At 68.4% G+C, this 15,752-nt stretch carries 11 protein-coding genes; 2 read left to right on the top strand and 9 right to left on the bottom strand.

Translation table 11 applies throughout. The features are described 5' to 3' along the window. Positions 1-46 precede the first annotated feature (46 nt). Together HMPREF1008_RS08895 and HMPREF1008_RS08890 are read right to left on the bottom strand one after the other, a co-directional pair. Complete coding sequence (locus HMPREF1008_RS08895) at positions 47-445, bottom strand: hypothetical protein (RefSeq protein ID WP_009279531.1); 399 nt, start codon at positions 443-445, stop codon at positions 47-49. 38 nt (positions 446-483) lie between these two features. Then, a complete protein-coding gene (locus HMPREF1008_RS08890; protein WP_009279530.1) occupies positions 484-1,992 on the bottom strand; it encodes a C69 family dipeptidase in 1,509 nt (502 codons plus the stop codon). A 135-nt stretch (positions 1,993-2,127) separates the two neighbouring features. On the opposite strand from HMPREF1008_RS08890, the gene HMPREF1008_RS08885 reads away from it, so the two are divergent. Together HMPREF1008_RS08885 and HMPREF1008_RS08880 are read left to right on the top strand one after the other, a co-directional pair. Continuing rightward, positions 2,128-3,927, top strand: a complete 1,800-nt coding sequence (locus HMPREF1008_RS08885) for a glycerophosphodiester phosphodiesterase family protein (RefSeq protein ID WP_009279529.1) — start codon at positions 2,128-2,130, stop codon at positions 3,925-3,927. Positions 3,928-4,118: 191 nt separating this feature from the next. Next, a complete protein-coding gene (locus HMPREF1008_RS08880) occupies positions 4,119-5,147 on the top strand; it encodes a 3-deoxy-7-phosphoheptulonate synthase (protein WP_009279528.1) in 1,029 nt (342 codons plus the stop codon). 94 nt (positions 5,148-5,241) lie between these two features. On the opposite strand, the gene HMPREF1008_RS10015 is transcribed toward HMPREF1008_RS08880, so the two are convergent. The 7 genes from HMPREF1008_RS10015 to HMPREF1008_RS08845 form a co-directional block, all read right to left on the bottom strand. Continuing rightward, positions 5,242-6,303, bottom strand: coding sequence for a septal ring lytic transglycosylase RlpA family protein (locus HMPREF1008_RS10015; protein WP_009279527.1), 1,062 nt, complete (start codon positions 6,301-6,303; stop codon positions 5,242-5,244). A gap of 573 nt (positions 6,304-6,876) precedes the next feature. After that, positions 6,877-7,617 (bottom strand): peptidylprolyl isomerase, encoded by a 741-nt coding sequence (locus HMPREF1008_RS08870; protein ID WP_009279526.1) that lies wholly within the window; start codon positions 7,615-7,617, stop codon positions 6,877-6,879. A 210-nt stretch (positions 7,618-7,827) separates the two neighbouring features. Beyond that, on the bottom strand, positions 7,828-9,819 hold the full coding sequence (locus HMPREF1008_RS08865) for an ABC transporter ATP-binding protein (RefSeq protein ID WP_009279525.1): 1,992 nt from the start codon (positions 9,817-9,819) through the stop codon (positions 7,828-7,830). Next, positions 9,812-11,656 carry an ABC transporter ATP-binding protein gene (locus tag HMPREF1008_RS08860; protein ID WP_009279524.1) on the bottom strand — a complete coding sequence of 615 codons (1,845 nt, stop codon included), beginning with the start codon at positions 11,654-11,656 and terminating at the stop codon, positions 9,812-9,814. The genes HMPREF1008_RS08865 and HMPREF1008_RS08860 overlap by 8 nt, the downstream gene beginning before the upstream one ends. Continuing rightward, complete coding sequence (locus HMPREF1008_RS08855; protein WP_009279523.1) at positions 11,649-12,131, bottom strand: MarR family winged helix-turn-helix transcriptional regulator; 483 nt, start codon at positions 12,129-12,131, stop codon at positions 11,649-11,651. The genes HMPREF1008_RS08860 and HMPREF1008_RS08855 overlap by 8 nt, the downstream gene beginning before the upstream one ends. A gap of 439 nt (positions 12,132-12,570) precedes the next feature. Beyond that, the gene (locus HMPREF1008_RS08850) at positions 12,571-13,488 is read right to left on the bottom strand and encodes an alpha/beta fold hydrolase (protein ID WP_009279522.1); all 918 of its coding nucleotides are present in this window, start codon (positions 13,486-13,488) and stop codon (positions 12,571-12,573) included. 140 nt (positions 13,489-13,628) lie between these two features. Continuing rightward, positions 13,629-15,662 carry a class I tRNA ligase family protein gene (locus HMPREF1008_RS08845; RefSeq protein WP_009279521.1) on the bottom strand — a complete coding sequence of 678 codons (2,034 nt, stop codon included), beginning with the start codon at positions 15,660-15,662 and terminating at the stop codon, positions 13,629-13,631. Positions 15,663-15,752 lie beyond the last annotated feature (90 nt).

Below are 15,752 nucleotides of genomic sequence, written 5' to 3'. Positions count from 1 at the left end.
GGTCGCGGTGCCGCGCGAAGCGGACCATGGCCAGCATGCAGGCGAGCTAGAGGGCGAGGAGCGGGCAGGAGGGGAGGCTCAGGAGCCTGCCTGCGACCAGGGCGAGCACGGCCGTCTTGGTCGCGATCCCCGCCGCCATGAGGGCGAAGCCCAGGGGCATGAGGTAGCGGAGCTGTCGGCTGAGGAGGGGATGGTCGCCCCTGCCCAGGGCGAGGAGGAGCTTCCAGCACACCTTGCCGAGGCCCGCCGCGAAGGCCAGGACGGCTCCTGCCACGAAGGCCGGGCTCCCCAGCCTGCCGCCCAGGACGAGGGTGGAGAGGCAGAAGAGCGCCACCGGCACGCCGTCGAAGAGGGCGAGCCCCAAGGTGAAGCCCTCGGGCGGAATGGGGCCCTGACCCTCGGCGTCCCCGGACCGTTCCCTCGTGTTCGTCGCCCCCGCATGCATGTCAGCCCACGCCCCTCTCGCCTCGCGGCCCGTGTCCTCTAGCGGTCGCTCCGGGCGAAGCCGTTCCTCATGTCGAGGGAGGCTTGGAGGAGGACCTTGGAGAGGAGCTCGCCGGTCTTGTCGCGGAGCATCCTCGCGATGCGCCCGTTGGCCTCCTCCAGCTCGTCGCAGGCATCCTCGCGGCTCGAGCCCTGCGCGAGGAGAGACGCGTCCGTGCGGGCCAGCTCCTCGTGGCCGCGCGCCGCCACCGCCTCCTGGTAGCTCTCGACGGCCGCCGCCGTCGCGTTGAAGTGGGCGTCCGCCAGTGCCGCCACCAGGCGGTTCGACCAGTAGAAGCTCTGGGTCGTGACCTCGTCGGTGGTGTTGGAGAGGTACTCGGGCATGGAGCGCACGTTCGCGTAGAGCGGCACGAGCGCGTTGAAGGCGTTGCAGCCGAAGGCCGTCCACTGGACGGCGCGGCAGCCCTCGGGCGCGTAGGGCCTGAGCTGCAGTGCCGCAAGCTCGCCGTTGCGGTTGATGCCGACGGGGCGGTACCTGCCGCGCTGGACGTCGTCGCCGCGTCCGTAGGGGTCGAAGGGCGTCCCCTGGTAGTGGAGCGAGAGCGCGTCCTTCACGTCCTCGACGGTGAGCCTGCGCTCGGGCACGCGACTCCAGGGGAGGGAGTCCGACTCGGGGGAGAGGTCGCCCGAGCCGTCGTCCCAGTTGCCGGTGTGGGGGTTGAGCAGGCGCTGCATGGACCAGGCCCGCGGCGTGTTGTAGACGTGGTCGGCGTCGGAGTGGCTGCCGAAGGCCTCGCGGGGGTTGAATGCGTCGCCGGGCTCCAGGCTCAGGTCGAGGTGGTTCTTGGCCATGAACTCGCGCAGGTCGGCCGAGCAGAGGTGCTCCCTCTGCGCCCCGAAGGCGTCGGAGAGGTCGAAGGAGTCGATGCCCAGCTGGTTGGGCATGGTCACGTAGCAGTCGTCAGGGACGCGGCGGGCGATCCAGTGGTGGCCGCCCACGGTCTCGAGCCACCAGACCTCGTCCAGGTCCGAGAAGGCGACGCCGTTGGGCTCGTAGGTGCCAAACTCCTCGAGCAGGGAGCCCAGGCGCAGCACGCCCTCGCGGGCGGTCCTCACGTAGGGCAGGACGATGGTGACCATGTCCTCCTCGCCGATACCCCCGGGGACCTCGGGCACGTAGCCCTCCTCGCCGGGCGTGCCCTTGGCGGGGACGAGCTCCACGTAGGGGTCCGCGCCCAGCACGCGGGGATTGGTGGTGAGGGTCTCGGTCGCGCTCATGGCGACGTCGGACTCGTTGACGCCGGCCTCCGCCCAGATGCCGTCCCTGTTGACGGCGTCGGGCACGGAGCTGTAGCGCTGGGGGTCGTCGGGGAGCTCGATCTGGACGTGGCTCACGACCGAGCGGTAGTGGCGGGGCTGGTCCTGGGGGAGGACGACCTCCATGCGCTTGGGAGTGAAGACGCCAGAGGGGGAGTCCTCGTTGCGCGCGATGATGGTGGAGCCGTCGTAGCTGGCCTTCTTGCCGACCAGTAGGGTGGTGCAGGGCATGGGTACCTCCGCTTCTCGTCTCGTGTGCCCTCTCATGATAGGTCCGTGGGAAGTCGTCGCGCGGCAGGGAGCCGCATCGGGTCCGCCGGGGCTTCTGCTAGTCTGTCTTGGCGAATCCCGTGGAGAGAGGGCCCCATGAAGACGCTTCGCGACATCCTGCGACTCCTGTGCGCCAACTGGCGCACCTTGGCCCTCTTCGAGCTCTTGTTCAGGGCCGGCACGGCGCTGGGGCTGGCGCCGCTCCTCCGCCTGCTGCTCGACGCCGCCATGGCCGCCCAGGGCTATGCGTACCTGACCTGGGAGAACGTGGGATCCTTCCTGCTGCGTCCGCTCAGCGTGGCCCTGGTCGTCGTCGTGGGGGCGCTGCTCATGCTCCTCTCGGTGTTCGAGCTCGCAGGTGTCCTCGTCACCCTCGAGCGTGGGAGCAGGGGAGAGGCGATGGGCCTCCGGGAGCTGCTGCCCCTGGCCGCGCGGCATTCCCTGCGGGCCCTCGCCCCGCGCAACCTCGGCCTCGCCGCCTACGTCCTGGTGCTCGTCCCCCTCGTGAACCTGGGGGTCTCGACCGGCGTGGTGCGCTCGCTCGCCGTGCCTGAGTTCGTGGAGGAGTTCATCTACCAGAGCGGCGCGCTCACGGTCGCCCACGCGCTCGCGCTCGTCCTCGTCGTGGTCCTGCTCGTGCGCTGGTCCTACGCGCTCAACGCCTTCGTGTGGGAGGGGCTCGACTTTCGCCAGAGCCTCGCCCGCTCGGTCGAGCTGGGCCGGCGTCGGCGCCTGCGCGACCTCCTCTGGCTCGTGGGCATCCAGGCGCTGGCCGCGCTTGTCGCCGGTCTCGTGCTGCTCGCAGGTGGTGGCGCGGCGGGCGTCCTGGCACAGGCGCTCTCCGAGCGGCCCGTCGCCGCGGCCGTCGCCTCGTCCCTCGTGCTGGCGCCTCTCGCCTTCTTCGCGGTGGTGTGCCTGGCGCTCTCTCCCGCCCTGGGATACGCGAGCGTGAGCGCGCTCTACCTGGCGCGAGAGGGGCGCCATGCCGTGGCGCGGACGCAACGTGCGTGGGACAGGGAAAGGGTCGCCCTGGTGGCGGGGCTGGCAGGCCTGGGCGTCTGTGCGTGCGCGGCCCTGCTCCTCGCCTTCGGACCGGCGCTGCTCGAGCCCTTCGGCCAGGGGGGAGCCGCCGTGCAGCTGACCGCCCACCGCGGTGCGTGCCTGGAGGCCCCCGAGAACACCATGGCCGCCTTCCGCCAGGCCCAGGAGCAAGGCGCGGACTGGGTCGAGCTCGACCTGCAGCAGAGCGCGGACGGGGGCATCTTCGTGAGCCATGACGCGCGGCTCAAGCGCGTCTCGGGCGTGGACAAGGCCGCCTGGGAGCTCACGCTGGAAGAGGTTCGCGCGCTCGACGCGGGCTCGCACTTCTCGCCCGAGTTCGCCGAGGAGCGCTACCCCACCCTGGGGGAGGTCCTCGCCTGGGCCAAGGAGACCGGCATGAGGCTGAACATCGAGCTCAAGCCCACAGGCCACGAGCGCGACCTCGAGGGTGAGGTCGCGCGCCAGGTGAGGGAGGCGGGCATGGGCTCCCAGTGCGTCTTCACCTCGATGAGCTACGACTGCCTGCTGCGCCTGCGCGAGGCGGCGCCCGAGGTCAGGCGCGCCTACGTGATGACCCTGGCGTACGGCGACCTCTGCCAGCTGGACGCGGCGGACCTGTTCTCGGTGGAGGAGACGAGCTGCACGGCGCAGCTCGTGGGCTACCTGCACGCGCAGGGTCGCGAGGTCCTGGCCTGGACGGTCAACGACGAGCCCAACGTGCTGCGCGTCGTGGAGAATGGCGTGGACGGCGTGATAACCGACGACGTGCCGCGAGTTCGGGAGGCGCTCCAGGACCGAGACGGGCGGACACCGGTGGGAATCGCCCTGGACTGGCTGGCGGGACTCCTGGCCTAGTCGTGCGGGCCGCCTCGGCCGGGCGTGAGGCAGGCGTATGTGTCGCGTGCGAGAACGCCGTCGTGCCGCCCGCGCATGTGACGTCGGGCATGCCATAATTCCCAGAGCCCGAGGCGCCAGCCTGCGGGCCCACGGCCGAGCCCGAGCCGCCCGGCCATGGTTGCGAGACTAACGTCCGGAGGTCCCCCAGCATGCCCATGAACTTCAAGCGTCGCCTTCCCATACCCAGGGAGATCCGCGACGAGATGCCCCTCAGCGCCGAGGAGGTCGCGCGCAAGCGGGCCTTCGATGCCGAGGTCGCCGACGTCATCTGCGGCAGGAGTCCGCGGCGCCTCCTCATCATGGGCCCCTGCTCGGCTGATCGCGAGGACTCCGTGCTCGAGTACATGGGCCGCCTCTCTCGCCTTGCCGAGGAGGTCAGGGACAAGGTCCTGGTGATACCCCGGGTCTACACCAACAAGCCGCGCACCAGGGGCACGGGCTACAAGGGGCTGCTGCACAACCCCGACCCCGAAGGGGGCTCCGACCTCCTTGGGGGCATCCGCGCCATCCGCCGCATGCACCTGCGCGTGGTGCGCGAGTGCGGCATGTTCACTGCCGACGAGATGTTGTACCCGGACAACTACCAGTACCTCGTGGACCTGCTGAGCTACGTCGCGGTGGGGGCCCGCTCGGTCGAGAACCAGGAGCACCGGCTGGTCGCGGGTGGCATCGCCGCTCCCGTGGGCATGAAGAACCCCACGGGCGGCTCCACAGACGTGATGCTCAACTCCATCTATGCCGCCCAGGCACCGCAGACCTTCATCTACCGCAACTGGGAGGTCCAGACCACGGGCAACCCCCTGGCGCACGCGCTGCTTCGCGGCTACCAGGGCCTCGACGGCATCAATTATCCCAACTACCACTACGAGTACCTCGAGCGGCTGGCCCAGAAGTACCAGGGCGAGAGGTACCAGAACCCTGCCGTGGTCATCGACTGCAACCACGACAACTCGGGCAAGCGGCCCCTCGAGCAGGCGCGCATCGTGGACGAGGTGCTGGACAGCGTGAGCCGGAGCGCCGACGTCGCGGGGCTCTTCCGGGGCTTCATGGTGGAGTCCTACCTGGTGGACGGCAGCCAGCCTGTGGGCGGGGGAGTGTTCGGCCAGTCCATCACGGACGCCTGCCTGGGGTGGGACGCGAGCGAGCGCCTGGTGCGCGACATGGCGGAGCGCCTCTAGGGGCGGACGTCCGGGGGAGAGGGACGAGCGCCCCCGCGGCCCGAGGACCGCGGGGGCGCCGTTGTGCGCTGGGGGCGTTGAGCCTCGCTCGTAGCTAGCCTACGATGCGATAGCCCACCGTGCCGACGCCGTCGAAGCCCAGGGCGTGGGCGACGGCGGGCTGGAGGTCGATCTCTCGCCCGGCGACGAAGGGGCCGCGGTCGTTGACCACGGCGGTGACGGTGTTGCCGCCGTAGCTGATCTCCACCACGGTGCCCAGGGGCACGCTCTTCATGGCGACGCCCATGGAGGTGGGGGTCACGACGTCACCGGAGGCCGTGGCGCTGTACATGAGCCCGTCGCCCTCGCCGTAGGTGGAGGCTCCCACGTAGTTGTAGCTGGGCTTGGCGGGCTGGGCTGGCGTCGCCTCCCGCTGGGGCTTCTCGGCCTTGGCGGTGGGGGTCGTCTCGTCCTGGCCCTGCCCGCCCTTGGGGGCGGAGGCATCGGCCGCGTCGGCACCCTGCTTGGCCGTGGCAGCCTCGATGGCCTGGTTGGTCGACTGGTCCGGCGTGCCTGCGGCGAGCTGCTGCTCGTAGGCCGCCTGCTGGGCGGCAGCGTTGGCGGTGGCGGCCTGGATGGCGGCCTGCTTCGCCGCCTCCGCCTGCTCGTAGGCGCCCTGGGCCTCGCTCGCCTGGACCTCTGCCGCCGCCTTGGCGGATTCCAGCGCCTGGCTGGTCCGGTCCAGGTCCTGCTCCATCTGGGTGAGCTGGACCATCTCGTTGAGCTTGCTGGTGGTGATGGCGGTCAGGTACTGCGCCTGGGAGAGGAACTGGTTGAAGTCCTCGGCCGAGAGCAGCATCGAGACCAGGTTGGCCTGGTCCTGCTGGAGCCTGTAATGCGCCCTGATGGCCGACGCGGCACGCTCGCGCTGGGCGGGGAGCTCGGCCTCGAGCTCTGCCTTGTGGGCAGCGTTGTCCTCGATCTGCCCCTGGATCTGGCTGACCTTCTCCGTCGCGGCCTGGTAGCTGTCGGCTGCCTGGATGGCGGCCTGCTCGAGGGACTCGAGGCTCTGGTCGGCCAGTGCGACGTGGGGGCTCGCGAGGCAGAGGAGACCGGCGACGGCGGCGGCTCCGGCCACGCGCGCGACCCTGCTGCTGATGGGCTTTAGGTCAAACATGGTCCTCCTCGGGCGAGGGCGGCGCGCTGGGGCCGGGTTGGCCGCAGCTTGGAAGCTTGCCCGACCCTCGTTGGCGAATGGGCATCTTTGACATGATATGACCCCACGGGACCCCTGGCAGAAAAAACATGAATCTGTACTTGAGGGTTTGCGGCCGTGGGCGTGTTGCCGCCTGGCGCGCGCGTGCCGCCTCCCATGATGACGAGGCCCCCTCCTGGAGCAGCCTTCCCATGATGACGAGGCCCCCTCCTGGAGCAGCCTTCCCATGATGACGAGGCCCCCTCCTGGAGCAGCCTTCCCATGATGACGAAGCGCTCCCCCTGGAGCCGCCTTCCCAGAGTTATCTGTGGATTCCGCATACAATTCCGAAATGACGTACCACATCTACCTGCGGAAACGCAAACAGCTGAAAGAATAAATCAAAGTTCTAAGCGAAAAACAGCATACAACTAAATCGTGCGCGATAGGTCTAGATGCGTGGGAGAAGGGCGATGGGCCTGGCCGGCGGAAGAAGCACGGTGGATTTGCTGCGCGAGAGAAGCGCGATGGGCCGGCCGCGTGCGGGAAGCGCCCCTAGTCGACCATCGAAATCCGCGTGATGCGGGGTTGGTCCGCTGCGGCGACGCTGCCGTTGGAGTCCTGGACGGGCGTCTTCTGGGCGATGGCGTCCACCACGTCCATGCCGTCCGTCACCTTGCCAAAGGCGGCGTACTGGCCGTCGAGCGAGCCCGCGTCCTCGTGCACGATGAAGAACTGGGAGCTGGCGGAGTCGTAGTCGCTGCTGCGCGCCATGCTGATGACGCCCCGCTTGTGCATGATGGGGTTCACCACCCCGTTGGCGCTGAACTCCCCCTTGATGCGGCGGTCGGAGCCGCCGGTGCCGTCTCCCTTAGGGTCTCCGCCCTGGATCATGAAGCCGCTGATCACGCGGTGGAAGGTCAGCCCGTCATAGAAGCCCGAGCCCGCAAGGTCCGCGAAGTTGCTCACGGTGACGGGGGCGGCGTTGGCGTTGAGCTCGAGTTCGATGCTGCCGAAGCCCTCGACCTCGATCTTTGCGTGGTGGGTGCCACTTCCGTAGCCGTTGTCCAGCGGCTCCGTGAGGACGCTGGATCCGCTGGCGGCCCCGTCGCCGGGGGAGCCAGCGCCGGAGTCCCCTGCGCCACTCTCGCCTGACCCCGTGGCCGCACCCGAGGCCCCGCCGCAGGCAGAGAGCGCGAGTATCCCGCCCATGCCCAGGGCAAGCGAGAGGAGCGTGCGGCGGCTCATGGGAAGGAGCTCCCCACCCTGGTTGGAAATCCGGTCCTGGCTCCGCATGTCTCTCTCCCTTGGCTCGTGTCGTGGCGACCATGGTAGCGCGAGCGGGACGAAAGCGCCAAACGGTGGGGAGCGCGCCAAACGGCGGGGAGGCTCGCAGGCGATGCTGCCGCACCAAACGACGACGGGCCCGCACGAATCTCTCCGCACGGGCCCGCGAGGCGCGCCTCGTCCCTGCCGCGACGTCGAGACGGCGCGGCGCCAGCCTGCCTACTCGAGCTCAAAGGCCCCGGTGTAGAGCTGGTAGTAGGTGCCCTTCTGGGCGATCAGCTCGTCGTGGGTGCCGCGCTCGATGATGTGGCCGTGGTCCAGGACGATGATCACGTCCGAGTTGCGCACGGTCGAGAGTCGGTGGGCGATGACGAAGGTGGTGCGGCCGTACATCAGGGCGTCCATGCCCTTCTGGACGATCTGCTCGGTGCGCGTGTCGATGGAGGAGGTGGCCTCGTCCAGGATCATGACGGGCGGGTCGGCCACGGCGGCTCGGGCGATGGAGAGGAGCTGCCGCTGCCCCTGCGAGAGCGAGGCGGCGTTGTCGGTGAGCATGGTGTCGTAGCCCTGGGGCAGGCGCTCGATGAAGCTGTGCGCGCCCGCGAGCTTGGCGGCGCCGATGCACTCCTCGTCGGTGGCGTCGAGCCTGCCGTAGCGGATGTTGTCCATGACGGTGCCGGTGAAGAGGTTCACGTCCTGCAGGACGATGCCCAGGGAGCGGCGCAGGTCGCCCTTGCGGATCTTGTTGATGTTGATGCCGTCGTAGCGGATCTTGCCGTCGGCGATGTCGTAGAAGCGGTTGATCAGGTTGGTGATCGTGGTCTTGCCCGCGCCCGTGGCGCCGACGAAGGCGACCTTCTGGCCGGGCTTGGCGAAGAGGGTCACGTCGTGCAGGACGGTGTGGTCGGGCGTGTAGCCGAAGTCGACGTGGGAGAGGCGCACGTCGCCCGCCAGGGGCACGTACTCCACGCTGCCGTCCCCGTGGGGGTGCTTCCAGGCCCAGGTCTCGCTGCGCCGGTCGCACTCGACGAGCTCTCCGGAGGCGTCACGCTCGGTGTTGACCAGGGTCACGTAGCCCTCGTCCACCTCGGCCTCGCGGTCGAGCAGGCCGAAGATGCGCTCCGCGCCGGCAAGTCCCATGACCACGAAGTTGATCTGCTGCGACACCTGGCCGATGGAGCCGGCGAAGCGCTTGGTCAGGTTGAGGAAGGGCACCACGATGTCGATGGTGAGCGCCAGTCCCGAGATAGAGGGGTTGGGCACGTTGAGCGCCAGGAATACGCCGCCCATGAGGGCGACCGCGACGTAGGCGAGGTTGCCGAGGTTCATGAGGATGGGCATCATCGTGTTGCCGTAGATGTTGGCGCTCTTGGAAGCCTCGAAGAGCTCGTCGTTGACGACGTCGAAGTCCCGTACCATCTGGCGCTCGTGGGTGAAGACCTTGACGACCTTCTCGCCCGTCATCGCCTCCTCGGCAAAGCCCTCCGCCTTGGCGAGGGAGCGCTGCTGGGCCAGGAAGAAGTGGGCGCTCCTGCCGCCCAGCACCTTCACGGACTGCGCCATGACGGCGACCATGACCAGCACGACCACGGTCATGGGCAGGGAGTACCACAGCATGATGGCGAGCACCGACGCCATGGCCATGAGGGTCGAGAGGATGTTGGGCAGCGCCTGGCTGATGAGCTGCCTGAGCACGTCGACGTCGTTGGTGTAGTGGCTCATGATGTCGCCGTGCTGCGTGCTGTCGAAGTAGCGGATGGGCAGGTCCTCCATGTGGTCGAACATGGTGTTGCGGACCTTCATGAGGGTGCCCTGGGTCACGACGGCGGCGAGCTGCGCCTGCGCGGTGACGAAGGCGAGCCCGGTGAGGTAGAGCACGACGAGCGACGCCACGATCTGCAGGATCGGGCCGGACGCGCCCGCCCAGTCGCCGCTCTGCCAGTACTCGGTCACGACCTGCAGCGCCTGCTGCAGGAAGATGGAGGGGAGGGACGCGATGACCGCTGCCGCGACGATGCACACGACCATGGCGACGGTCTGCACGGGATAGAAGCCAAAGACGAGCCTCAGCGTGCGTCCCAGCACCTTCATGGGGTTGGCGGGACCGTGCCCGCGGCCGCCCTCGGGCTGCGTGGCCTCGTCCGCCTTGGACGTTGCTTCTCCGGCCGCGCCTGCCTTTGCCTGTAGGTCCTTGGTGTCCTTGCTACTCATGGGACTTCGCCCCCCTTCCCTCAGCCGAGCCGTCCGAGGCGAGGGCGCCCATCTTCTGGTCGTGCGACTGCTTGTTCTGGCTGGTGTAGGTCTCGCGGTAGATGGCGTTGGTGCGCAGCAGCTCCTCGTGGGTGCCGACGGCCGAGATGCGGCCCCTGTCCAGGACCACGATGCGGTCGGCGTCTTCCACGGAGGAGGTTCGCTGGGCGATGATGATCTTGGTGGTGGAGGGGATAAAGCTCTTGAACCCGGCGCGGATGAGCTTGTCGGTCTTGGTGTCGACGGCGCTGGTGGAGTCGTCCAGGATCAGGACCTTGGGCCTCTTGAGCAGTGCGCGGGCGATGCAGAGGCGCTGCTTCTGGCCACCCGAGACGTTGGTGCCGCCCTGCTCGATGTAGGTGTCGTACTTGTCGGGCATGAGCTGGATGAACTCGTCTGCCTGCGCGAGCCTGCACGCCTCGACGAGCTCCTCGTCGGTGGCGTCGGCGTTGCCCCAGCGCAAGTTGTCCTTGATGGTGCCCGAGAAGAGCACGTTGCGCTGCAGCACCACGGCGACCTGGTCGCGCAGGGTGTCAAGGTCGTACTCGCGCACGTCGTGGCCACCCACGCGCACGCTGCCGTTGGTGACGTCGTAGAGGCGGCTGATGAGCTGGATCAGCGTGGACTTGGACGAGCCCGTGCCGCCGATGACGCCGATCACCTCCCCGCTCTTGATGTGGAGGTCGATGTCGGAGAGGGCCATGCGCTCGGCCTTCCGGGAGTACTCGAAGTCCACGTGGTCGAAGTCGACGGAGCCGTCGGGCACCTCGGTGAGGCCGCCCTCGGGGCTGGTGAGGTCGCTCTTCTCGAGCAGGACCTCGCAGATGCGCCGCGCGCTCTCCTCGGACATGGTGATCATCACGAAGACCATCGAGAACATTATGAGGCTCATGAGCATCGAGAAGCCGTAGGTGATGAGGGCCGAGAGCTGCCCCACGTTCATGAGGGCGCCCTGGCTCTGGATGATGGCGCGCGAGCCGAAGAAGATGACCACGGTGTAGATGACGTCGATGGCCAGGGTCATGATGGGGGCATTGAAGGCCAGCAGGCGTTCGACGTGCACGAAGTCGTGGTAGAGGTTGCCGGAGGCCTGCTCGAACTTCTGCTTCTCGAACTCCTCGCGGACGAAGGACTTGACCACGCGGATGCCCGAGACGTTCTCCTCGACGGAGTCGTTGAGGCGGTCGTACTCACGGAAGATGCGCCTGAACATGGGCATGACCTTGGCTGCGATCCCAAAGAGGAAGAAGCCGAGGACGATGGCCACGACGACGTAGATGACGGCCATGCTGCCGCCCGTGACGAAGGCCATCACGATGGCGAAGGTCAGCATCAGCGGGCTGCGGATAGCCGTGCGGATGAGCATCATGTAGGCCTGCTGCACGTTGGTCGTGTCGGTGGTGAGGCGCGTCACGAGCGAGCTCGTGGAGAAGCGGTCGATGTTCGAGAACGCGAAGTCCTGGATGCTCTGGAACATGTCGTGGCGGAGGTTGCGCGCGAAGCCGGTCGCCGCGACGGAGCAGGTGTAGCCCGCACCCGCGCCGAAGGCGAGGGACGCCAGGGCGAGCCCCACCAGGATGAGCGCGTAGCGGACGATGACGTCCATGCCCGCGCCGAGGTTGAGCTGGTCGATGAGCTGGGCGGTCATGAAGGGGATGATGCACTCGATGACCACCTCGCCCACGACGAGTATGGGCGTCCACACAGAGGTGGACTTGAACTCCCTGACGCTGCCGCCCAGGGTAGAGAGGATCTGGCCGTAGCTCAGGCCCGGCATCGCCTTCTCCTCGTTACTCATTTCCTGCCTCCCTCTCCTTCTGCTCGATGAGCTTCCAGTGCTCCATGAGCCGGTCGAGGTCGTCCGCGAGCTCGAGGCGCCGCGCCTGGTCGAGCGGCTCGAAGGCCTCGCGCTCGAAGTCGATCTTCTTGCGCGCGACCTCGCAGGCGAGCTCGCGGCCCGCCTCGGTGAGGGCTATGTCGAGCTGGCGCTTGTCCTGCTCCGAGCGGGTGCGGACGACCAGTCCCTCTCCCTCGAGCTTCGCGAGCACCTCCGAGAGGGCGGCGGAGCTTATGCCCACGCTCTCCTGCAGCTCGCGCTGGGTGAGCTGGCCCCCGCAGTGCAGCAGGCGCACGAGGACGAACTGCTTGCCGCCCCGCCCTCCCGCGTGCACGTGCAGGAAGTGGCCGAAGTAGCCGAGGCGGCGCAGGATGCGTCGCTCGACGGACTTCGATGCCTCCTCCAGCTCCCTGTTCATCTCGTCTTCCGTGGTCACCAGATTCCTTCCTCGCGTTGTTTGACCTGAGGGATGGTAGGTACCTAGCAAATCGATGTCAAGGTACCTAGGAATCATTTGAGAGGTACCTTGCAATCTTCACATTGCAGCCTCGGCGCCACGGCGTCGTCTTCGTGGCGCCGGCGTCGTGGCACCCGTCCGCTCCCGCCATTGACCTCCCCCTGCGTTCTCTATGCCATTCTCTGAAATCGATCGTGTAAAACCCCAGTTGGGAGAGATCAAGGTTCAGGAATTTGCATAGAGAAGGAGCCGAGGTTCAGAAAGTGGCATAGAGAACGGGCTGAGGTTCAGGAAGTGGCATAGAGAACGGCGGCTCTGCGCACACGTCGTGCCCGATGGCGTCCAACACGCGCGAATCCCATCCGAAAGCGTCAAACGCGTCTGGGGCGCTCGCAACGTCCCAGGTCGCTGGAACCGCTCAGACGCGTTGGACGCTGCGGGGAAATTGCGACCAATCGACGCCCTGCTCGGCCTCGGCAATCGTCACCAGGAGCTCGCGCAGGACAGCCTCGGGGGCGACCTTGGGAAGGGTGTGGTCGGCGTCCGCGACGAAGGCCAGACGCGAGCCGGGTATCGAGCGCGCGATGAGGCGGGTCTCGTCCGCGGGAATCTGGTCGAGCTCACCTGCCATCACGCAGCAGGGGCAGGAGATCCGTCCCAGGCTCTCTGCCTCGATGTGCGGCTCGACCAGCATGAGCCGGAGGAGTTCCGCCATCTGGGCCGCCTGCCTGCGGCTGGGGGCGGGCGTTCCGTCCTCGTAGAGGGCGGACTCGTCACCCGCCGTCGCCCAGGCCTCCCACTCGCCCGCGGCCGCCGCCAGCTCGTCGTTGCCGGGGATTCCCTCGGGAGAGAGGTTGGCGCCCACCGACATGAGGGACGCGATGCGCTCCGCGTGGTCGCGCGCGAGCAGCAGCCCCTCGATCGCGCCGTCCGAGAAGCCCAGCACGTGGACGCGCGCGAGTCCGGCGGTATCGAGGACGGCGAGCGCGTCGTCCGCCATGAGCTCGTAGGTGAGCCGCGCCGTCCCGCGCGTGCTCGTGCCCTGGGCGCGCGAGTCGACGGCGACCACGGGGCGTCCGCAGGCCACGAGGGCGTCGACGAGGACGCCGAAGATGCCGTGCTCCTCTCCGTTGCCATGGAGCATGAGGACCGGCAAGACACCCGGCGTGGCGGAATTCGCGGTGACGGCGGCGTCGGCGGCCGGCGCGTAGCAGAAGGCGGATATCCGCGCGCCGTCGAGGGTCTTGACCTGCAGACGTCTATCCAGAGGCGCCGTGGGGCGCGCGTAGGGGCGGGGGACGTGACGTTCGGGCAGGGCGGGTGCGTCGTTGCTCATGGAAGCTCCTCCTGGCTGCGTGGCTGCCCAGATTCTAGGTGAGAGGAGCGCAACCGCCGCCTTCCGCAAGGTGACGGTCGCGCTCCGAAGCGCCCCGTGCAGGGGGTGACGGCTTTCGGTGGCCTTCCGCTCGGCGTGGCCTACCTGCCCTGGCTCTCGTGCCTCTCGAAGAAGTCGAAGCGGGGAGGCAGCGGCACGAGCTCGTGCTCGGAGGGCCTCTCGCCCAGTGCCTCGGCGAGCTGGGCCGGCGTCAGGAAGGCGTTCTCCCAGCTGAAGAAGTCCGCCGCGGCGAAGCCCAGGCGCTTGCAGATGCGCTCGCAGCCGAAGGGCGCCGCGGGGTGCATGAGCAGGGTCGTCGTGCGCAGCGCCGCGAAGGCGTTGGCGAGCGCGTGCTCGTAGGCGGCGTCGTCACCCTTGGCGGCCTTGGACTCGTCACCCCAGCGCTTGTTGGCCGTGCGGGCGAACTCCTCGGCCACGCCCAGCGCCCCGTGGGCATCGAAGCCGTGGGCGCAGCGCTCGAAGGTCAGCGTCGCCTCGCGACAGGCGGCCACGACCTCGGCGTCCGCCTCGACGGAGGGCAGCCTACCGCCGCAGACGTTCTGCGCGCCGTAGAGGCAGCTGCGCGCCAGGCGGTTGAAGATGTTGGCGAGGAAGGCGCTCTCCTTGAGGGCGGGGTCCACCACGCGCGGGTCGTCCTTGACCAGGACGTCTTCGCCGGTCCTCTTGTCCTTGTGGCTCACGCTGGTGTCATAGGGCTTGGGAGAGAAGCTCACGGCCTTCTGGTCCAGGCCCAGGCTCAGCCAGTGGCACCTCAGCTGCTCGGGGGTGTAGTTGTCGAGCAGCTCGGCGGCCATGGGCGGCTTGACCTTGCCCGAGCTGGAGGCCTTCTTGTTCATGAACAGGATGTGGTAGTTGGCCACGGGCGTGTCCTGGAAGAGCCCCCAGTCGAGCGCCTTCCAGAGCGCCGGCTGTGCCACGCAGTAGAAGTAGATGTTGTCCTGGCCGATGAACTGGTAGACGCGGGCGTCGTCGTCGCACCACCAGTCGCGCCAGTCGCGGCTGGAGTAGCGGCCCTCGTCGCTCGTGGCCAGGGCGGCCTGGGTGAAGCTGATGGGGGCCCAGAGGCTCTCGGGCCAGCACCAGACGGTGAGGCCGCCCACGCCCTCGAGCTCCGGCGCGGGCACGCCCCACTCGATGTTGCCGGTGATGCGGAAGGGCAGCAGGCACTTGCCCGTGCGGAAGCGCACGCCGGCGGCCTCCAGGATGCCGCGCGCCTCGTCGCGGTCCTGCCAGCGCGAGAACTCGACGGAGAAGGACTGCTGGCCCTTCTCGGCCTCGCGCAGGGTGTGGTCGGGGAGCTGGTCGCGCACGGCGTCGAAGGCGGCGCGGAACTTGTCCTGCACGTAGATCACGGGGGCCACGAGCGACTCGCGCACGGTCTTGGTGACGATGGGCCTGACCTGCTCGTCGAGGTCCCACTCGTCCATGAGGGCCTTGAGCTCGCCCTCGAAGGCGGGCAGGTCGAAGTACCAGTTGTCGACGGGGCGCAGCTCGGGCGTGGTGCCGGTGAGCTGGGACACGGGGCTGATGAGCTCCTCGGGGTCGAACTGGTGGCCCAGGTCGCACTCGTCGGCGTAGGCCTTCTCGCTCTTGCAGCCACGGACGGGGCAGCGGCCCTGGACCTGGCGGCCGTTGAGGAACTGCCCGGCCTCCACGTCATAGAACTGGCGGGTGCTCATCTTGTGCAGGTAGCCGCGGTCGTGCAGGCGGCGGATCAGCTCGGCGGTGAGGCGCTCGTGGAACTCGCGGGCGGGCTCGAGGCCAGAGCCGGCAAAGAGGTCGAGGCTGATGCCGTAGGCGTCGAGCGCGGACTTCTGCGCGTCGTGGTTCTCTCCCACGTAGTCCACGATCGTCCCCTGGTAGCCCTCGGCCACGCGCTTGCGGTAGCCCTCCATGATGGGGGAGCCATAGCAGTCGGTGCCCGAGACGAAGAGCACGTTCTGGGCGCCGATGCGGTCGCGCAGGAAGCGGGCGAAGAAGTCCGCGGGCACGAAGACGCCGCCGATGTGGCCGAAGTGCAGGTTCTTGTTGCCGTAGGGCATGCCGCCGGTGATGACCGCGCGACGGGGGAAGGTGGGACGGGCGGCCTCGAGGGCCTCGCGCTCTGCTGCCATGTGGGAGTTCCTTTTCTTGTGGCTGCTGTGTAACCCCTGCAGTATCCCACAACGCGCCGGGGCGGCGGCGCGGTCGCGGGTGGGCACCGG

Origin of the sequence: Olsenella sp. oral taxon 809 str. F0356, from assembly GCF_000233535.1 — a bacterium.
Classification (GTDB): domain Bacteria; phylum Actinomycetota; class Coriobacteriia; order Coriobacteriales; family Atopobiaceae; genus Olsenella_I; species Olsenella_I phocaeensis.
The sequence above is the reverse complement of the archived record's forward strand: the minus strand, read 5'-3'. Positions and strand labels throughout refer to the sequence as shown.